Annotated in this window: 17 protein-coding genes; 10 read left to right on the plus strand and 7 right to left on the minus strand. The window is 64.8% G+C overall.

Annotated features, from left to right (window positions below; translation table 11 throughout):
* Positions 1 to 5: 5 nt before the first annotated feature.
* Complete coding sequence (locus tag ACMGT0_RS12575; protein ID WP_054056891.1) at positions 6 to 272, minus strand: hypothetical protein; 267 nt, start codon at positions 270 to 272, stop codon at positions 6 to 8.
* A 252-nt stretch (positions 273 to 524) separates the two neighbouring features.
* Here ACMGT0_RS12575 and ACMGT0_RS12580 point away from each other — a divergent pair, with 252 nt between their 5' ends.
* Entirely contained in the window at positions 525 to 746 is a 222-nt protein-coding gene (locus tag ACMGT0_RS12580; RefSeq protein ID WP_416772833.1) for a PLD nuclease N-terminal domain-containing protein, read from the plus strand.
* A gap of 52 nt (positions 747 to 798) precedes the next feature.
* On the opposite strand, the gene ACMGT0_RS12585 is transcribed toward ACMGT0_RS12580, so the two are convergent.
* The gene (locus ACMGT0_RS12585; RefSeq protein ID WP_054056889.1) at positions 799 to 1,089 is read right to left on the minus strand and encodes a hypothetical protein; all 291 of its coding nucleotides are present in this window, start codon (positions 1,087 to 1,089) and stop codon (positions 799 to 801) included.
* A 448-nt stretch (positions 1,090 to 1,537) separates the two neighbouring features.
* Between ACMGT0_RS12585 and ACMGT0_RS12590 the strand changes: the two genes are divergently transcribed.
* The gene (locus ACMGT0_RS12590) at positions 1,538 to 1,906 is read left to right on the plus strand and encodes a DUF3742 family protein (protein WP_416772835.1); all 369 of its coding nucleotides are present in this window, start codon (positions 1,538 to 1,540) and stop codon (positions 1,904 to 1,906) included.
* A 2-nt stretch (positions 1,907 to 1,908) separates the two neighbouring features.
* Here ACMGT0_RS12590 and ACMGT0_RS12595 read toward each other — a convergent pair whose 3' ends face one another.
* The 4 genes from ACMGT0_RS12595 to ACMGT0_RS12610 form a co-directional block, all read right to left on the minus strand.
* On the minus strand, positions 1,909 to 3,438 hold the full coding sequence (locus ACMGT0_RS12595) for a conjugal transfer protein TraG N-terminal domain-containing protein (RefSeq protein ID WP_416772837.1): 1,530 nt from the start codon (positions 3,436 to 3,438) through the stop codon (positions 1,909 to 1,911).
* On the minus strand, positions 3,435 to 3,821 hold the full coding sequence (locus ACMGT0_RS12600) for a hypothetical protein (RefSeq protein ID WP_416772838.1): 387 nt from the start codon (positions 3,819 to 3,821) through the stop codon (positions 3,435 to 3,437). Before ACMGT0_RS12600 ends, ACMGT0_RS12595 begins: the two co-directional genes overlap by 4 nt.
* Positions 3,822 to 3,934: 113 nt before the next feature.
* Positions 3,935 to 4,093, minus strand: coding sequence for a hypothetical protein (locus ACMGT0_RS12605; protein WP_416772840.1), 159 nt, complete (start codon positions 4,091 to 4,093; stop codon positions 3,935 to 3,937).
* A gap of 7 nt (positions 4,094 to 4,100) precedes the next feature.
* Positions 4,101 to 4,985, minus strand: a complete 885-nt coding sequence (locus ACMGT0_RS12610) for a homocysteine S-methyltransferase family protein (protein WP_273825654.1) — start codon at positions 4,983 to 4,985, stop codon at positions 4,101 to 4,103.
* A 119-nt stretch (positions 4,986 to 5,104) separates the two neighbouring features.
* On the opposite strand from ACMGT0_RS12610, the gene ACMGT0_RS12615 reads away from it, so the two are divergent.
* Together ACMGT0_RS12615 and ACMGT0_RS12620 are read left to right on the plus strand one after the other, a co-directional pair.
* Positions 5,105 to 5,926 carry an ABC transporter substrate-binding protein gene (locus ACMGT0_RS12615; protein ID WP_054060788.1) on the plus strand — a complete coding sequence of 274 codons (822 nt, stop codon included), beginning with the start codon at positions 5,105 to 5,107 and terminating at the stop codon, positions 5,924 to 5,926.
* Positions 5,923 to 6,744: an amino acid ABC transporter permease gene (locus ACMGT0_RS12620; RefSeq protein WP_054060789.1), complete on the plus strand. Its 822-nt coding sequence runs from the start codon at positions 5,923 to 5,925 to the stop codon at positions 6,742 to 6,744. The genes ACMGT0_RS12615 and ACMGT0_RS12620 overlap by 4 nt, the downstream gene beginning before the upstream one ends.
* A gap of 98 nt (positions 6,745 to 6,842) precedes the next feature.
* Here ACMGT0_RS12620 and ACMGT0_RS12625 read toward each other — a convergent pair whose 3' ends face one another.
* Entirely contained in the window at positions 6,843 to 8,333 is a 1,491-nt protein-coding gene (locus tag ACMGT0_RS12625; RefSeq protein ID WP_273825644.1) for an aldehyde dehydrogenase family protein, read from the minus strand.
* 309 nt (positions 8,334 to 8,642) lie between these two features.
* Between ACMGT0_RS12625 and ACMGT0_RS12630 the strand changes: the two genes are divergently transcribed.
* The 6 genes from ACMGT0_RS12630 (at position 8,643) to ACMGT0_RS12655 (ending at position 17,470) form a co-directional block, all read left to right on the plus strand.
* Positions 8,643 to 9,887: an aspartate aminotransferase family protein gene (locus tag ACMGT0_RS12630; protein ID WP_054062738.1), complete on the plus strand. Its 1,245-nt coding sequence runs from the start codon at positions 8,643 to 8,645 to the stop codon at positions 9,885 to 9,887.
* Between the two features lie 15 nt (positions 9,888 to 9,902).
* Complete coding sequence (locus tag ACMGT0_RS12635; protein WP_054062737.1) at positions 9,903 to 11,285, plus strand: VOC family protein; 1,383 nt, start codon at positions 9,903 to 9,905, stop codon at positions 11,283 to 11,285.
* Positions 11,286 to 11,389: 104 nt separating this feature from the next.
* On the plus strand, positions 11,390 to 11,734 hold the full coding sequence (locus ACMGT0_RS12640; protein ID WP_416772843.1) for a hypothetical protein: 345 nt from the start codon (positions 11,390 to 11,392) through the stop codon (positions 11,732 to 11,734).
* Between the two features lie 89 nt (positions 11,735 to 11,823).
* On the plus strand, positions 11,824 to 13,077 hold the full coding sequence (locus ACMGT0_RS12645) for a TolC family protein (protein WP_416772845.1): 1,254 nt from the start codon (positions 11,824 to 11,826) through the stop codon (positions 13,075 to 13,077).
* Positions 13,074 to 14,327 carry an efflux RND transporter periplasmic adaptor subunit gene (locus ACMGT0_RS12650; RefSeq protein WP_416772847.1) on the plus strand — a complete coding sequence of 418 codons (1,254 nt, stop codon included), beginning with the start codon at positions 13,074 to 13,076 and terminating at the stop codon, positions 14,325 to 14,327. The genes ACMGT0_RS12645 and ACMGT0_RS12650 overlap by 4 nt, the downstream gene beginning before the upstream one ends.
* Complete coding sequence (locus ACMGT0_RS12655; RefSeq protein ID WP_416772848.1) at positions 14,324 to 17,470, plus strand: efflux RND transporter permease subunit; 3,147 nt, start codon at positions 14,324 to 14,326, stop codon at positions 17,468 to 17,470. The genes ACMGT0_RS12650 and ACMGT0_RS12655 overlap by 4 nt, the downstream gene beginning before the upstream one ends.
* Positions 17,471 to 17,596 lie beyond the last annotated feature (126 nt).

The raw sequence follows: 17,596 nt of genomic DNA on the forward strand, positions 1-17,596 counted from the left end.
CGAGATCAGTGCCCTTGGCTGGGCGAGTGGGCGGTTTTGCGATCCCGTGCGTTTTTCCCGAAACCGCGCACGTTCATTGCGCACAGACAGACCTGCAATACGATCAACGCATAGGCCTGGGCGTGCCATCCCCATATCGCCCACAGCACGTTACTGAGGGTGAAACAGACGAAGCCGATCATTCGGCGTCTGGGTTTAAGTGAGCCGATCAGCCAGGCGGCCAATACGGTGACCACCATGGCGGGCCATTGCAGCAGGTCCAGGTAAGCCATGACTTCCCCTTGATCAATCGGTTCGTTGAGCGGTGTTTGTTCACTGGCTGTGAGACGGGCACCTCCTTGAATCGACCACCCCGCGGGCTGAAGTTCTTAAATCCTTTTCCCCCCCGGACAATGCCCCGTGCCCGATCAACCGGGCGGCGATCCCGGGGAAACCTGGCCTCGCCCCTGGTCCGAGGGCTGAGAGATTGACTGAACTGCCCGGATAGCGTCCGACCTAATGCTTTATCAACCAGGAGAACCATCATGCAAACCTATTACTTTTGGATCGGGGCTCTGGTCATCCTCTTGTTACTGGACCTGTGGGCCATCAACAGCGTCTGGAGAAGCCCCGAACCCTCTGGCAGCAAGGCCTTCTGGACGGCGGTGATTTTCCTGCTGCCCGTGGTCGGCCTGGTGGCCTGGGGAATAACCGGCCCACGTGGTGTGACCAAGGGACCGTCCTCTCCCGAACACAGCAAGGGCTGAACGCCGGTGGCCTCGGTGCTTCCTGCTGCTGCGCCAGTTGGGCGGCTGCCTCTCAGGGTTGCCGCTCGAGGGTCAGCAGCAGGCGGCCATCGGGCTGCCGGTGAGCGGCGCGGACCGTCCCACTGTACAGCGTCTCGTTCCAACGGAAGGTGAGCGAATGAGCCGCTTCGAACTGTTCAGGCCAGGGCGGTGCGATCAAGAGTTGCAAGGTCGATGAGGGGCCGGTGGGTGAGAGTGAAAGCTGTGCCGTGCAGTGGAAATTGAAGGCGTTGACGCCGAACAGGGTGTCCTGAAGAAAATCTATTCTTATTTCCTGGGTATCGCTGTCGACCACACGATGCATGGGACTTCTCCGGGGTTCTTGAGCGCCGGGGGACGGATGACCTGCGCTTTATCAGGATGAATTCGCTGCCCGGGATACAGGGCAGTAGGTCATTGGACGGATCATGCAGGGGATGATTCAACGTTTCTGCCACTGGAGAAACTGTCGGCTGGAAGATGCCCGCTGACCCACCGCGCCGGTGGTACTTACAGCGCCAGTGCTATCGGCTGACGGCATGCCCATTCAGGAGCTTGTCCATCCTCAACTGTGCCAGTTCGATCAGGTGCACCACGCCCATCGCCACCCCGCGCTAGGTTGGTTGAATCGGGTTTCCGGGACCCAGATGTCGAATCCGTCTTTATTTGGGAAAAAGCCTACAGGTGCTTGTACAGACCCTCTGCCAAGCTGATTTGAGCGTCGTGCCGAGAAGCAGTACGGCGCCGCAAATCTCAATCGCGAGGGTATAAGCATGGTTGCTAAAGCCAGGAAAAAGGGACTTGTCTATCGTCTGAAACGCGTATTTGACTGGCTCTCCCGCCGCTATCGCAGGTGGGAGGAGCCAGTGATCGGGTGGGCGATGAAGAAAGGAGTACCCGCCATGTTGGCGAGCTTGCTGGGTGGGTTGGTGCGATTGTCTCTAATTGGTGTTTTTTTATGTGTGGCGTTTTGGGCTGTAGTCGTAGTTATTGGAGTTATCCTGTGTAAGGATATATTGCTCAGCAGTTCAGAGGTAGGAATGGAGGAAGAGAAAGCTGTTTGGATGGATGGCGAGCAGCTATTTCCTGATCCTTATTCTCCGGATAATATAAATGATCCAGCATTTCATAAGTTTGATTAGATTCAGTTTTTCTTGATCCTGCTAAGTGATTTCTTCATGGCGTTCTCTAGGATGTTTTTGCCTGCTCCTCCGAATTGTTGAGAGCTGCTAGTTCCATCTGTCAAACCTCTGAGAATTTGGCCTGATCGGACGCCAACCCATGTTAGTGCTGACATCCAAAACGACGGCAGAATGATAAACATCGCCCCCATCACAATACCCAACAGAAAATCAGCCTGCTCATTGTTCAACCCCATCAACGGGTTCAGGTTCGAATGGGGCGAGCCGGACCCGTACAAGGCATCGAAGATGGTGCTGTCCATCCAGCGCGCCAGCTGGAACCAGAAGTCGACGAAGATCATCGCGAACTGCACCACCGACACGGTGATCACCGCCTTCAGGTCGTAGCTGCCGAGCACCAGCACCAGTGGAATGCAGATCACCAGCGCCATCTTCAGCAGGGCCATCACCATCGGCAGCGCCTGGCGCACGACGTCCATCGCCGGCAGGTTCGTCAGCGTGCCCATGGTCGTGCCCACCGCGCCGGTCACCCGGGCCGCAACGTCAGGAATCGAAGGGCCAATCCGGCCACCGTAGTCGGTATAGACCTTGCCCTGGGTCATTTGCTGATTTCTCGGTGAAACCACCTGCCGGATGAGCGCTTCGTCCACCTTGTCCTTGCTGGTAAACGTGGCCCACTTGGTGAAACGCTCCAGTAGCGAGCTGTCCACTTCGGCGAGCACCCGGCTTTTCAAGCCCTCCTTTTCGTCATCCCACCACTGCTTGCACGTCGGGTAGCCGCCACCGCCGGGTACTTTCGCCAGGCCCGCGTCCCGCTCAGGATCGTAAGGCCATGCGTCGCGTGGAGTCTTGGAATGATAGGTGTCGTAGAACCCCTTGTTCTCCAGGAAATACCGCGAGCCGATCCAGTTGATGTCGTTGGTCTGTTCCTCGGTCAGGTCAGGTTGCTTCATGAACAGCTTGGCGCGGGAGTAGCCGTAGCAGTCGTCGACGAAGTCGGCCACCTCCTGAGCCAGCAGTGGGTTTGTCAGGCGGGTGTTGTTCACCTCCATGCGCATCTGCCGCAGATCCGTCCCGCAGGGAATGGCCGCTACCGCGGCGCCGCTCACGGCCTTGGACGCCGAGTGCACGAAGAACCACCAGAACGGCACCTTCGCACTCTGGCCGTTCAGGGTGGTGAAGGACTTTGACCAGCCGGTGTTCTGGGGCAGGGGGGCTTGATGCTGACACTGTTCCGAACGACTCTGGTCGAACTCCAGGGTACTCAGGCTCACGGTCATGACGGGCACTCCGGCGAACAGGATCACCGCGGTCGCCAGCCACAAGCGGTGCTCGATGCTGGCGCTGGCCGCAAACGCCAGCTCGGCGCCACCGCCTTCCTCCCGGGCCTTGAACCACTCCTGCAGCAGGATGACCAGGAAGGGCAGCGCGAAGAAGCCCGAGTCCATCATCACGTTCCAGATCCCGTTGCTGACCAGCCAGCCCACCAGGGTCAGGTAGTACTCCAGGTAATCGTTGGCATAGAGCGTCATGCCAGGCCCTCCCACAGTGCCAGGGCCCGCACCAGCTCGATCAGCAGGATGCCGAGGGCGGCAATGACCTCGGCCCTTTTCAGGCTGTCGGGAACGCCCGGCTGAACCGGCAGGGCCCTGCGACGGAACCACACCCATCCCCACGCGGCGAGGCTGAAGAGGAGGAGGCGGGCGAGCAGGAAGTACCCGTAATGGTGGACCTGCCACGCTTGCCACTGAGCGAAGCGCATGAGCGAAAGCCCGCTGATGCTCACCAGGCTGCCCACGAGCAGGCTGAGCAGGGCGAGCAGCAGGGGTACCAGGACTATCAGGCCCAGGCGCCTGAAAGGCTTCATCAGGCCAGTGGGGGCGAGCGCAGGGGGCGTGTGGCGAGGGTGGGACATGGCGGGGCTCCTGAAAGAGAAGCCTCGAATCCTCCCCAGTCCCCCTGGCAATCGCAGCCGGAAAACTGGATCAAGCCGCATGCCTTTGCTGCACAGGACCGTTTGACAGGTTTTCAGGCGACCACATATCGCCACGCGGCCGCCGGTATCAGAGACGCCGGACAGGGCAGGCAGACGCGCAACCGGTGACCATCGGGGTCGAGGGCCACGAACGTCAGTCCGAACGCGGCGTGATGCAGCGGCTGCTCGATCCCGGCGCGAGCCTGTTTCATCAGAGGCTCAAGCCAGGTTGCGCTTCAATTCGGCGATATGTTCCGGGCCGATGCCGCAGCAGCCACCGATCAGGCTGGCACCGCGTTGCCGCCAATCCCGGGCCCAGGCCAGGTAGCCGGGTGGGTCGAGGTCTTCGCGCAGTTCGTCCAGGCCATCGTTGGCGGTGGCCTCTTTGGGTTGCGGCGGGAAAGCGTTGGCGTAGGCACCGATGGCGATATCGACGTTCAGCCCTTCGATCACCGAGCGCGCCACGTCCACGGCCGCACCAATGACTTCCGGCTGGCTGCAGTTGAACAGCACGGCGCTCACGCCCAGGCCGGCAACGACCTTGATGGCTTCGGCCACCGGCTCGCCGGAGCGCAGGCGTGGTGTATCGTCGATGTCTTCGTCCTGCAGGGTGAACGACACCCAGAACGATTTGCCATCGGCCGGCAGGTGGGCGTGGATCGCCCGGACCTCGGCAATCGAACTCTGGGTTTCGGCCAGCCAGAGGTCGACGTGCGGCGCCAGGCCTTCGAGCAGCGGCGTGAGCACTTCGGCCACGCGCTCAGGCTGGAACAGGTCGGGCCGATAGGAACCGAACAGCGGTGGCAGGGAGCCCGCCACCTGCACCGGCTGCGCGCTGGCGTCGGCGGCGGTGCGGGCCAGCTTGCCGGCGGTTTCGGCCAGTTGACGTCCTTCCCGGGCAAAGCGCTCCTCACCGATATGGAAGGGCACCACGGCGTAGCTGTTGCTGGTGATGACCTGGGCTCCGGCGGCGATGAACGAGGCATGCACGCCCACGACCGCCTCGGGGGCCTCGCTGAGCGCCAGTGCGGACCACTCCGGCTGGCGGAACGGAGCACCGCTGCGTTGCAGTTCGCGCCCCATGCCACCGTCTAGAACCACCATCGATCGTTGTTTCATATAACCTTCCTGGATGTGCTTATGAAGAAAATTCACTATGTTCAGTGCGCTTATAGCTATTAAATAGCTGAAATTCGTTTTCAGCCAACTTTTCAGGTACTTATATGCGTTTTCCTTGCTTGCTGGGCGCAGGGCTGCTCGCCCTTGCCGCTGCTTCACAGGCTGTTGCCGGTGTCACGCTGGATCGGGTCGAGTCACGCAAGGAACTGGTCAATGTGCTGATGGAAAGCTATCCGCCGTTTTCCTTCCTGAACGAACAGAACCAGCTCGATGGCTTCGACGTGGACGTGGCCAAGGCGGTCGCGCAGAAGCTGGGCGTCAAGCTGCGCCTGGAAACACCTTCCTGGGACGTGATCGCCGCCGGTCGCTGGAGCGGCCGCTATGACCTGTGCATCTGCTCGATGACACCGAGCAAGGCGCGGGCCGAAGTCTTCGATTTCCCGGTCGAGTACTACGCCTCGCCGGCGGTGATCGTGGTCAACGCCCAGGATGACCGCATTCATTCGGCCAAGGACCTGGACGGTCGCAAGGTGGGCCTGACCAGCGCCTCCAGCTACGAGAGCTACCTGAACAAGAACCTGGTGATCGAAGGTGCCGAAGACCAGAAGATCGATTATCCCTTCGACTTCGTCCAGATCGCGCCCTACGACACCGACAACGTGGCCTTCCAGGACCTGGGACTGGGCGCCGGGGTCCGTCTGGATGCCATCCTGACCAACCTGGTGACCGCGCAACCGCGCCTGAACCAGGACAAGCGTTTCAAGCTGGCCGGTGCCCCGCTGTATGAGGAGCCCAACTCGGTCGCCATTGAGAAGGGCGACCCCGAGTGGGAGGCGAAGGTGCGCCAGGTGTTCGCCGAACTCAAGAGCGACGGCACCCTGGCTCGTCTGTCGCAGAAATGGATCGGCGCCGACATCAGTAAATGAGTGCCTTCGAACCTTCCCCGAAGCCCGTGGCCAAGGCCGCGGGCACGCGCCTGTTGGGTTTTCGCACGCGCCTGTACCTGACCTGGCTGGCGCTGTTCGTTCTGTTCGTCGCGTTCTTCCTGAGCTTTGACCTGAAATTCTCGATCATCCTGGAGAAGTTCCCGAACCTGGCCGGTTTCAAACTGGGGCCGAACGGCTTCCTGCAGGGTGCGGCGCTGACCCTGTTCCTGTGCCTGTGCTCGATGGTGGTCTCGGTGTTGTTCGGTTTCGCCGCCGCCCTGGCGCGGTTGTCGAACAGCGCGGTCCTGGTGGGGATTGCCAGCTTCTATACCTCGTTCTTCCGCGGTACGCCGCTGCTGATCCAGATCCTGTTGATCTACCTGGGGCTGCCGCAACTGGGCATGGTGCCAGGGGCAATCAGTGCCGGCATCATTGCCTTGTCGCTCAACTACGGGGCTTACCTGAGCGAGATCTTCCGCGCCGGCATCCTGGGCGTTGCCCGGGGGCAGCGGGAGGCGGCACTGGCGTTGGGCATGCGCTCGCGGCAGATCTTCCGGCACGTCATCCTGCCCCAGGCCATGCGGGTGATCATTCCACCCACCGCCAACCAGTTCATCTCCATGCTCAAGGACTCGTCGCTGATCTCGGTGATGGGGGTGTGGGAAGTGATGTTCCTGGCGCAGTCCTACGGCCGCTCCAGCTATCGCTACATGGAGATGCTGACCACCGCGGCGGTTATCTACTGGTTGCTGTCGATCCTGCTGGAGCTGGTGCAGTCGCGACTGGAACGGCACTTCGGCAAGGCTTATCGGCGGTAGGGTCGGCTGGCGTCCCGCGCGGCGGTGTCGAAATGACGCCGCATTTCGACAACCTGAAGAGAGCGGGGTCACCGACCGGCGATGACCCCGGATAGCGGTCAGTCGAACACGATGCCCTGGGCCAGCGGCAGCTCGCGGGAGTAGTTCACGGTGTTGGTCTGGCGTCGCATGTAGCCTTTCCAGGCATCGGAGCCGGATTCGCGGCCGCCGCCGGTCTCCTTCTCGCCGCCGAACGCACCGCCGATTTCCGCGCCGCTGGTGCCGATGTTGACGTTGGCGATGCCGCAGTCGCTGCCGGTTGCGCTCTGGAAGGCTTCGGCCTCGCGCACGTCGGTGGTGAAAATGCACGACGACAGGCCCTGGGGCACTTCGTTGTTCAGGCGCAGCGCCTCGTCGAAATCGTCATAGCCGATGACGTAGAGAATCGGCGCGAAGGTTTCGTGGCGTACCACGGCGGACTGGCCCGGCATTTCCACCAGCGCCGGGCTGACGTAGTAGGCGTTCGGGTACCGGTCGGCGAGCTGGCGTTCACCGCCGAACACCTGGCCGCCTTCGTCGCGCGCCTGGGTCAGGGCGTTCTGCATGGCGTTGAAGCTCTGCTGGTCGATCAGCGGGCCGATCAGGTTGCCTTCCCGCGGGTCGCCGATCCGCACCTTGCCGTAGGCGGATTTGACCCGGGCCACCACCTCGGCCTTGACCGAGTTGTGCACGAACAGGCGACGCAGGGTGGTGCAACGCTGGCCGGCGGTGCCGACGGCGCTGAACAGCACGGCGCGTACCGCCAGGTCCAGGTCGGCACTCGGGGCCAGGATCATGGCGTTGTTGCCGCCCAGTTCCAGGATGCTGCGGCCGAAGCGTGCGGCGACCCGTGGGCCCACTTCGCGGCCCATGCGGGTGCTGCCGGTGGCGCTGACCAGGGCGACGCGGGTGTCGTCCACCAGTACTTCGCCGGCCTGGCGGTCGCCGATGATCAGTTGCGCCAGGCCTTCAGGGGCCTCGCCGAAACGGGCCAGGGCCTTCTCCAGCAGCGCCTGGCTGGCCAGGGCGGTCAGCGGGGTCTTTTCCGACGGTTTCCAGATCACCGCGTTGCCGCAGACCAGCGCCAGGGCGGTGTTCCAGGCCCAGACCGCGACCGGGAAGTTGAAGGCGCTGATCACCCCGACCACGCCCAGCGGATGCCAGGTCTCGCGCATGTGGTGGCCAGGACGCTCGGAGGCGATGGTCAGGCCGTACAGCTGGCGCGACAGGCCCACCGCGAAGTCGCAGATATCGATCATTTCCTGCACTTCACCCAGGCCTTCCTGGGTGATCTTGCCGGCCTCGATGGACACCAGCTCGCCGAGGTCGGCCTTGTGCTCGCGCAGCACTTCGCCGAACACCCGCACCAGCTCGCCACGACGCGGCGCCGGCACCTGGCGCCAGGCCTGGAAGGCACGCTGGGCGGTGGCGATGCGCGACAGCACCTGTTCGCGATCCTCAAGCTTGACCGAGCCGATACGGCTGCCATCGATGGGGGTATGGACCGCGTAGGTGCCTTCGCTATAAGCGTGGGCGGGCACCCCCAGGCGTTGCAGCAGTTGACTGATCATGATTCGGACTCCTTTGGCGTGACGACAGGCACAATTGACAGGGGGCAGTATCGGCGCCGAGAGCCTGGTCGAACAAACGAGCAAAATTCCAAATATCATTCCTTCCTGGAATTCAATGGGCAGAGAGCGTGTGAGTTCAGGACGGGTTTTTCAGTTTTATCCGTCTATGGCAGGGATGTAGGGTGGGGTTCTTGGGGTGATAGCGCGACTTCATGACTGAAAGGAATGAACCCGCGACTATTTATCGTTTGTCTTGCCCGTACCTGCTCGCTTGAATGGAGGCACTTTCACCAGGAACGGCAGCGGGCCATGAATCAGGATTGCATCAGCCAATCGATCAACATCGTTCACCCTGTGGAGCTGACCCACGGACGCAACGCACTCGTCTGGGACAGCGCCGGCAAGCGCTACATCGATTTCATCGGCGGTATCGGCGTCCTCAACCTCGGGCACTGCAACGAGGCGGTGGTGGCGGCCATTCGCGAGCAGGCCGGGCGCATGACCCACGCCGCGTTCAATGCCGTACCCCACGACCAATATGGCGCCTACCTGCGGGCATTGGCCGCGTTCGTGCCGGTCAGCTATGCGCTGTCGGGCATGCTCACCAACAGCGGCGCGGAGGCGGCGGAAAACGCCCTGAAGATCGTTCGCGGTACTACCGGGCGCAGTGGCGTGGTGGCCTTCGATGGCGGCTTTCATGGCCGCACCCTGGCCACCTTGAATCTCAACGGCAAGGTGGCGCCGTACAAGCAGAAGGTCGGCAGCCTGCCGGGGCCGGTGTTTCACCTGCCGTACCCCAGTGCCGACACCGGCGTCACCGCCGAGCAGGCGCTCAAGGCACTGGAGCGCCTGGTCAGCGTGGAAATTGCGGTCGAGGACATCGGCGCGATCTTCATCGAGGCGGTGCAGGGCGAGGGGGGCTTCCTGGCCCTGGATGCGGATTTCGCCAAGCCGTTGCGGGCCTTCTGCGACCGCCACGGCATCGTGCTGGTGATCGATGAGGTGCAGTCGGGCTTCGGCCGCACCGGCGAGCGTTTTGCCTTTACCCGGCTGGGCATCGAACCGGACCTGCTGCTGCTCGGCAAGAGCATGGCCGGCGGGGTGCCGCTGGGGGCGGTGGTCGGCCGCCGTGAACTGCTCGACGCCCTGCCCAAAGGCGGGTTGGGCGGCACCTATTCCGGCAACCCGCTGGCCTGCGCCGCCGGCCTGGCGACGCTGGGGCAGATGAGCGATGACAACCTTTCGCGCTGGGGCGAAGGGCAGGGCACGCTGATCGCCCGGTATCACGCCGCCTGGAAAGAACGCTTTGCCTGCGTCGGCCGCCTGACCGGGGTCGGCGCGATGCGTGGCCTGGAACTGGTCAATGCCGATGGCAGCCCGGCGCCGCAGCATCTGGCCGCCGTGCTGGCCAGCGCCCGCGAAGCCGGCCTGCTGCTGATGCCGAGCGGCAAGGCGCGGCATATCATCCGGCTGCTGCCACCGTTGACCATCGAACCGGCCATTCTGGAAGATGGCCTGAACATCCTCGAACAATGCCTGGCGCAACTGGCCTGAGCGGAGACCTGCCTGATGAGCACCCTTGTTTCGCCTGATCGTATTCGTGCCGACTTTTCCCGGGCCATGAGCGCCATGTACCAGCAGGAGGTGCCGCTGTATGGCGACCTGATGCAACTGGTGGCCGACACCAACCGCCATACCCTGGCGGCGCAGCCGGCCGTGGCACAGGCGCTGGCCCATACCGGCGAGCTGGAGCGGCTGGACCTGGAGCGCCACGGCGCGATCCGCGTCGGCACCGCCGCGGAGCTGGCGACCATGGGCCGGCTGTTCGCGGTCATGGGCATGCAGCCGGTGGGTTACTACGACCTGACCCCGGCCGGTGTACCGGTGCATTCCACGGCTTTTCGCGCGGTGGACGAAAGCGCCTTGCGCGCCAGCCCGTTCCGGGTATTCACCTCGCTGTTGCGCCTGGAACTGATCCAGGACACCGCGCTGCGGACCTTCGCCGAGCGCACCCTGGCGGCGCGGCAGATCTTCACCCCACGGGTGCTGGAACTGATCGCCCAGGCCGAGCGCGACGGCGGTCTCGATGCCGCAGCGGCTGACGAGTTCGTCACCCAGGCGCTGGAAACCTTCCGCTGGCACGGCCAGGCCACCGTCAGCCTGGCCGATTACCAGCGCCTGGACGGTGCCCATCGCCTGATCGCCGATGTGGTCGCGTTCAAGGGGCCGCACATCAACCACCTGACGCCGCGCACCCTGGACATCGACCAGGTGCAGGCCGACATGCCCGGCCGTGGTATCACGCCCAAGGCGGTGATCGAGGGGCCGCCACGTCGTCGCTGCCCGATCCTGCTGCGTCAGACCAGCTTCAAGGCCCTCAACGAGGCCATCGACTTCGTCGGCCCGCAGGGCCCGGAGCAGGGCAGTCACTCGGCGCGTTTCGGCGAGATCGAGCAGCGTGGCGTGGCGTTGACCCCGAAAGGCCGTGCACTGTACGACGCCTTGCTGGGGCAGGCCCGCGAGGCGCTGGGGGGATTCCCCTCGGAAGCCAATGCGCAGCGTTACAGTGAACTGCTGGCCGAGGCGTTCAAGGCCTTCCCGGATGACTACGAGACCTTGCGCCGCGAGCAACTGGCGTTCTTCCGCTACCGGGCGACGGACAAGGGCCTGGCGGCCGGTGGGGTGTCCCGGGACGTCGAGGCGCTACTGGCCAGTGGGGAACTGGCCTATGAGCCTCTGGTCTACGAAGACTTCCTGCCGGTCAGTGCGGCGGGGATCTTCCAGTCCAACCTCGGTGACCATGCCCAGGCCCATTACGCGGAACTGGCCAACCGCGACGCCTTCCAGCGCGCACTGGGCCGGGAGACGCTGGATGAGTTGCAGCTTTACCAGCTCACCGAGCAGGCATCGCTGCGCAGCGCACTGGCGGCCCTGACAGGTTCAGGGGCCTGAATGAGGCCGAGGGTGAACGCCAAGCGCTGGAACGTCGTTCCTGCGGGGCACGAGTGTGAAGGTTGTTAATGTCGAGCTAACGGAACTCACTTACACTCACCGGCATGATCGACCTGCTGCGACGGCTCACCCTCCTGATGCTTGTTCTCGCGCTTCCCTTCAACGGGATGGCGGGGATCGACTCATCCGTCGAACCCTGCCCGATGCAGGCCGCGGGGATGAACAGGATGGCGGGGATGCAGCACGACTGCTGTCAGGACCAGGGACAGTCCTCCCATCATGGCTCCAAGGCCTGCAAGGTCGGCCAGGAGTGCAGCACCGCGAGCGTGCTCCAGGTCAACCTGGCTGAGCCCGCCATGCCCTTTGCCGCGCCAGGCCTGGCCGACAGCTATGCGCGGAACCTGCTGACCCGGGCTGCGCCCGACCTGTGGCGACCGCCCCGCGCCTGATTCCTTCGTAAACCCAAGAGCATCGTTCCGCCCTCGCGGCCGGACGATGGCATGCGCGCATGCGCCGGTTTTTTCGAGGAATCCTCTTCATGACTTTCCCACGTCTTCATGCAGGGCTGACGCCGATGGCCGCCCTGGTGATCCTGCTGCCGACCCTGTCGGTGCAGGCGGCTTCACTTTCCCTGGACGATGCGCTGCAACTGGCCGAGCGCAACGCGCCTTCTCTCCAGGCGCGCCAGGAGCAGATGTCGGCGGCACGCCATGCGGTGCTGCCGGCCGGTGAACTGCCCGATCCACGTTTGAACCTGGGGGTACAGAACCTGCCGGTGGACGGTAGCGACCGCTGGAATGCCAATCGCGACTTCATGACCATGCAGGTGGTCGGCCTGGCGCAGGAGGTGCCCAACCGTGACAAGCGCAAGGCGCGGGTCGAGACGGCCCAGGCGGCTGTCGAGCGGGCCGATGCCGAGGCCGTGGTCGAGCGCCTGAAGGTGCGCGCAGCCACGGCGCAGGCCTGGATCGCGGCCTATACGGTGCAGCGCAAGTTGCAGCAATTCGACGAGTTTTACCGCGAAAACGCTTTGCTCGCCGCGGTCGTGCGCGCACGGCTGGCCGGCGGCGGAGGCGCGACGGCCGATGCGTTGGCGCCGCAACAGGAGGCGGCGCAACTGGATGAGCAGAAAGACCGGTTGTCGAGCCAGGCGAGCCAGGCGCGAGCGGCGCTCAAACGCTGGGTCGGGCAGGACAGCGACCCTCGGGCGCGGGCATTCCCCGAATGGGCCGTGGATGCACCGCACTACCTGCATGCCCTGCATGACCATCCGGAACTGGCGGCCTATGGGGCCATGACCCGCGAGGCGCAGGCCCAGGTGCATCAGGCGCAGGCCGAGAAGAAATCGGACTGGGGATGGCAGGTGGATTACCAGCGGCGTGGGCCGGACTTCAGCAACATGGTCAGTGTGCAGGTCAGCTTCCAGTTGCCGCTGTTCAGCGGATCACGCCAGGACCCGACGATTGCCGCGCGACAGGCGCAGGTGCGGCAGCTCGAAGATGAGCGCGAGGCGTTGCTGCGTGAGCACACCGCGCAGCTGGAAGCGGACCTGGCCGAGTACCAGCGCCTGCAACGGGCGGTGACACGCAGTCGCCAGACACTGCTGCCGTTGGCCGAGGAGCGGGTGCGCCTGGCCCTGGCCGACTACCGGGCGGGCAAGTTGGCCCTGGCAGAGGTGCTTGAGGCACGGCGCCAGCGGGTGCAGGCGTGGTTGCAGGATATCGATTGGCAGGGGCAACTGGCGGCGACGGCCGCGCGGCTGCACTTCGTCTATGGAGAGGTGCGGGCATGAAGCGGACCTCTATCGGATTGATCGTGGTGTTTGCACTGGCCGCGGGTGTCGCGGCGGGCTATTGGCTGGCGCAGGAGGGCCGTGGCGGGCCTGCGTCGGTTGCCGACGAGCAGAAGGCGCTGTACTGGTACGACCCGATGTACCCGCAGCAGCATTTTTCGGCCCCCGGCAAGTCACCGTTCATGGACATGCAACTGGTGGCCAAGTACGCCGAGGCCGATGCCGGACAGATGCAGCCGGCGGTGCAGATCACCCAGGGGGTGCAGCAGAACCTGGGGGTGCGCCTGGCAACGGCAACCCCCGGACGGCTGCAGCGTTCGCTGCTGGTCAGCGGCGTGCTGGCCTACGATGAGCGGGACTTCAGCGTGCTGCAGGCCCGCACCGCGGGCTTCGTCGAACGTACCTATGGCCGGGCCACGGGCGACAGGGTGGTCAAGGGTGCGCCGTTGGCGGATGTCCTGGCACCGGAGTGGGTCGGGTTGCAGGAGGAGTTTCTGGCCCTGCGTCGCTTGGGGGATGCGGGGTTGCAGGCGGCGGCGCGCCAGCGTCTGTTGCTGGCGGGTATGCCCGCCGAGCTGATCGGGCGGGTTGCGCGCAGCGGCCAGGTGCAGAACCGGGTGACGCTGGTGGCGCCCGGCACGGGGGTGATCCAGGCGCTGGAGCTGCGTCCGGGCATGGCGCTGATGCCGGGGGCGACCCTGGCGCGGATGAATGGCGTGCTCAATGTCTGGCTTGAGGCCGCGGTGCCGGAAGGCCAGGCCGGCGGCCTGCGCGAAGGGCAGGCGATAGAGGCACGCCTGCCGGCGTATCCCGGCGAGGTGATCCCGGGCAGGCTGACCGCCATGCTCGCCGACGCCGACCTGCAGAGCCGCACCTTGCGCCTGCGTATCGAACTGCCCAATCGCGAGGGGCGGCTGCGCCCGGGCATGACCGCGCAAGTCACCCTGCATCCGGACGAACAGGCCGATGACAGCCTGCTGTTGCCGGCCGAAGCGGTGATCCGCAGCGGCAAGCGCGACATGGTGATGCTGGCCGAGGACCAGGGACGTTTCCGTCCGGTACAGGTGCGGCTGGGGCTGGAGAGCAACGGCCAGGTCGCGGTGCTGCAAGGGCTGCAGGCGGGGCAGAAGGTGGTGGCCTCGGGACAGTTCCTGATCGATTCCGAAGCCAGCCTCAAGGGTATCGAGGCCACGACGGCACCGGACATTCCGTCAGCCTCGGCAGCGCCTGCCAGGGAGAGCCGACCATGATCGAGAAACTGATTCGCTGGTCGGTGGGCAACCGCATCCTGGTGCTGCTCATCACGCTGTTTCTGCTGGCGTGGGGGCTGTTTTCACTGCGCAGCCTGCCGATCGATGCGTTGCCGGACCTGTCGGACGCGCAAGTGATCATCCGCACCTCCTATCCGGGGCAGGCGCCGCAGATCGTCGAAAACCAGGTCACCTATCCGCTGACCACGACCATGCTTTCGGTGCCGGGCGCCAGGACCGTGCGCGGCTATTCGGCGTACGGCGACAGCTTTGTCTATGTGCTGTTCGAGGACGGGACCGACCTGTACTGGGCGCGTTCGCGGGTACTGGAGTACCTGAGCCAGGTGCAGTCGCGCCTGCCAGCCTCGGCCAGGCCCGTGCTCGGCCCGGATGCCACCGGGGTGGGCTGGATCTACCAGTACGCCCTGGTCGATCGCAGCGGCGGGCATGACCTGTCGCAGTTGCGCAGCCTGCAGGACTGGTTCCTGCGCTTCGAGCTCAAGACCCTGCCGGATGTCGCCGAGGTGGCGAGCATCGGTGGCATGGTCAGGCAGTACCAGGTGGTGCTCGATCCGTTGCGCATGGCCAGCCTCGGCATCACCCAGGAAGAAGTGGCGCAGGCTATCGGCAAGGCCAACCAGGAAACCGGGGGCGGCGTGCTCGAACAGGGTGAGGCCGAGTTCATGGTGCGGGCCTCGGGCTACCTGAAGACGCTGGACGATTTCCGTGCCATTCCCCTGCGCCTGAGCGCCCAGGGGGCGCCGGTGACGCTGGGCGATGTGGCCAGGGTGCAACGGGGGCCGGAGGCGCGCCGCGGCATTGGCGAGCTGGATGGCCAGGGGGAGGCCGTGGGGGGCGTGGTGATCCTGCGCAGTGGCAAGAATGCGCGGGAGGCGATTGCCCGCGTCAAGGACAAGCTCCAGGCGCTGAAGAAGAGCCTGCCCGCCGGCGTCGAACTGGTCACCACCTATGATCGCAGCCAGTTGATCGACCGCGCCGTCGACAACCTCGGCCACAAGCTGATCGAGGAGTTCATCGTGGTCGCCCTGGTGTGCGCGGCATTCCTCTGGCATCTGCGCTCGTCGCTGGTGGCGATCATCTCGCTGCCGGTGGGGGTGCTGGTCGCGCTGATCGTCATGCGTCACCAGGGCATCAACGCCAACATCATGTCGCTGGGCGGGATTGCCATCGCCATCGGCGCGATGGTCGATGCCGCCGTGGTGATGATCGAGAATGCGCACAAGCGGGTAGAGGCCTGGCACAGGCTCAATCCGGGGCGCTTGCTGCACGGCGAACAGCACTGGCAGGTCATGACCGAGGCGGCCATCGAGGTGGGGCCGGCGCTGTTCTTCAGCCTGATGATCATCACCCTGTCGTTCGTCCCGGTGTTCACCCTGCAGGCCCAGGAGGGACGCTTGTTCGCACCGCTGGCCTTCACCAAGACCTACGCCATGGCCGCCGCCGCCGGCCTGGCCGTGACCCTGGTGCCGGTGCTGATGGGCTACTGGATTCGCGGGCCGCTGCCGGCGGAGCAGCATAACCCGCTCAATCGGGGGCTGATCCGCCTGTACCGCCCGGCCCTGGCGGTTGTACTGCGGCGCCCGCTGATGACACTGCTGGGCGCCCTGTTGATCCTGCTCAGCAGCCTGTGGCCATTGACCCACCTGGGCGGGGAATTCCTGCCGCCGCTGGATGAGGGGGACCTGCTGTACATGCCCTCGGCCCTGCCAGGGCTGTCGGCGCAACAGGCTTCGCAGTTGCTGCAGCGCACCGACCGGCTGATTCGCACGGTGCCCGAGGTGGCCAGCGTGTTCGGCAAGGCGGGGCGCGCGGAGTCGGCCACCGATCCGGCACCGCTGGAAATGTTCGAGACCATCGTGCGGCTCAAGCCGAAGGCTCAGTGGCGCCCGGGCATGACCAGCGAGAAACTGGTCGAGGAACTCGACCGTACCGTGCACGTGCCAGGCCTGACCAATATCTGGATCCCGCCGATCCGCAATCGGATCGACATGCTCGCCACCGGGGTCAAGAGCCCGATCGGGGTCAAGGTGGCCGGTAACGACCTGGCCCGGATCGACCACGTGACCCAGGCCATCGAGCGTGTCGCCAGGGGCGTGCCCGGCGTGACCTCGGCCCTGGCCGAGCGTTTGACCGGCGGACGCTACATCGACCTCGATATCGACCGCCAGGCCGCGGCGCGTTACGGCCTGAACATTGCCGACGTGCAGGCCATCGTCGCCGGAGCCATCGGTGGCGACAATATCGGCGAGACCGTCGAGGGCCTGGCGCGCTACCCGATCAGCCTGCGTTACCCCCGTGAATGGCGCGACTCTGTCGAAACCCTGCGGCAACTGCCGATCTATACCGCGCAGGGTAGCCAGATCACCCTCGGCAGCGTGGCGCGTGTGGGCCTTGCCGACGGGCCGCCGATGCTCAAAAGCGAGAACGCCCGTCCCTCCGGCTGGGTGTACATCGACGTACGCGGTCGTGACCTCTCATCGGTGGTGGCCGACCTGCGCCAGGCGGTGGAGCGCGAGGTCAGGCTCGAGCCCGGCATGAGCCTGAGCTACTCCGGTCAGTTCGAGTACCTGGAGCGGGCCAACGCACGTCTGGCCTGGGTGGTACCGGCGACCCTGGCGATCATCTTCGTGCTGCTCTACCTGACCTTCGGCCGTCTTGGCGAAGCGCTGCTGATCATGGGCACCTTGCCTTTTGCCCTGACCGGTGGCGTGTGGCTGCTGTACCTGATGGGCTTCAACCTGTCGGTGGCCACCGGTGTCGGCTTCATTGCCCTGGCCGGGGTGGCGGCGGAGTTCGGGGTGATCATGCTGATCTACCTGAACAATGCCTGGGCCGAGCGACAGGCCAACGGCGAGTGCACGCAGTCGGCGCTGCTGGCGTCGATCGGCGAAGGCGCGGTGCAACGTATCCGGCCCAAGGCGATGACCGTGGCGGTGATCGTCGCCGGGCTCTTGCCGATCCTCTGGAGCAGCGGTACCGGCAGTGAAGTCATGAGCCGTATTGCGGTGCCGATGGTCGGCGGCATGCTGACCGCACCCCTGCTTTCCCTGTTCGTGATTCCCGCGGTGTACTGGCTGGTCCGGCGCCGCGGCCTGGCAGCCGTTGCACGGCCTGCTGGCTGACAGGCCAGGTGCAACGACGCCAGGCACTGCTCGAACTGCGCGAACAGCCAATCGGCAAAGGCGTCCCGTCGTGCAGCCGGGTGTGGATGCGCTATCCCATGCGTTGAGGCGAAAAGGCTCCCCGGG

Origin of the sequence: Pseudomonas sp. RHF3.3-3 (assembly GCF_048069595.1) — a bacterium.
GTDB lineage: Bacteria > Pseudomonadota > Gammaproteobacteria > Pseudomonadales > Pseudomonadaceae > Aquipseudomonas > Aquipseudomonas fuscovaginae_B.

What these genes read in the sequence shown, in the direction of transcription:
- ACMGT0_RS12600 (WP_416772838.1), bottom strand. Translation starts at nt 3,821, where the DNA reads ATGTCCCACCCTCGCCACACGCCCCCTGCGCTCGCCCCCACTGGCCTG.
- ACMGT0_RS12640 (WP_416772843.1), top strand. Translation starts at nt 11,390, where the DNA reads ATGATCGACCTGCTGCGACGGCTCACCCTCCTGATGCTTGTTCTCGCG.
- ACMGT0_RS12605 (WP_416772840.1), bottom strand. Translation starts at nt 4,093, where the DNA reads ATGAAACAGGCTCGCGCCGGGATCGAGCAGCCGCTGCATCACGCCGCG.
- ACMGT0_RS12630 (WP_054062738.1), top strand. Translation starts at nt 8,643, where the DNA reads ATGAATCAGGATTGCATCAGCCAATCGATCAACATCGTTCACCCTGTG.
- ACMGT0_RS12635 (WP_054062737.1), top strand. Translation starts at nt 9,903, where the DNA reads ATGAGCACCCTTGTTTCGCCTGATCGTATTCGTGCCGACTTTTCCCGG.
- ACMGT0_RS12580 (WP_416772833.1), top strand. Translation starts at nt 525, where the DNA reads ATGCAAACCTATTACTTTTGGATCGGGGCTCTGGTCATCCTCTTGTTA.
- ACMGT0_RS12645 (WP_416772845.1), top strand. Translation starts at nt 11,824, where the DNA reads ATGACTTTCCCACGTCTTCATGCAGGGCTGACGCCGATGGCCGCCCTG.
- ACMGT0_RS12650 (WP_416772847.1), top strand. Translation starts at nt 13,074, where the DNA reads ATGAAGCGGACCTCTATCGGATTGATCGTGGTGTTTGCACTGGCCGCG.
- ACMGT0_RS12595 (WP_416772837.1), bottom strand. Translation starts at nt 3,438, where the DNA reads ATGACGCTCTATGCCAACGATTACCTGGAGTACTACCTGACCCTGGTG.
- ACMGT0_RS12575 (WP_054056891.1), bottom strand. Translation starts at nt 272, where the DNA reads ATGGCTTACCTGGACCTGCTGCAATGGCCCGCCATGGTGGTCACCGTA.
- ACMGT0_RS12585 (WP_054056889.1), bottom strand. Translation starts at nt 1,089, where the DNA reads ATGCATCGTGTGGTCGACAGCGATACCCAGGAAATAAGAATAGATTTT.
- ACMGT0_RS12615 (WP_054060788.1), top strand. Translation starts at nt 5,105, where the DNA reads ATGCGTTTTCCTTGCTTGCTGGGCGCAGGGCTGCTCGCCCTTGCCGCT.
- ACMGT0_RS12590 (WP_416772835.1), top strand. Translation starts at nt 1,538, where the DNA reads ATGGTTGCTAAAGCCAGGAAAAAGGGACTTGTCTATCGTCTGAAACGC.
- ACMGT0_RS12620 (WP_054060789.1), top strand. Translation starts at nt 5,923, where the DNA reads ATGAGTGCCTTCGAACCTTCCCCGAAGCCCGTGGCCAAGGCCGCGGGC.
- ACMGT0_RS12655 (WP_416772848.1), top strand. Translation starts at nt 14,324, where the DNA reads ATGATCGAGAAACTGATTCGCTGGTCGGTGGGCAACCGCATCCTGGTG.
- ACMGT0_RS12610 (WP_273825654.1), bottom strand. Translation starts at nt 4,985, where the DNA reads ATGGTGGTTCTAGACGGTGGCATGGGGCGCGAACTGCAACGCAGCGGT.
- ACMGT0_RS12625 (WP_273825644.1), bottom strand. Translation starts at nt 8,333, where the DNA reads ATGATCAGTCAACTGCTGCAACGCCTGGGGGTGCCCGCCCACGCTTAT.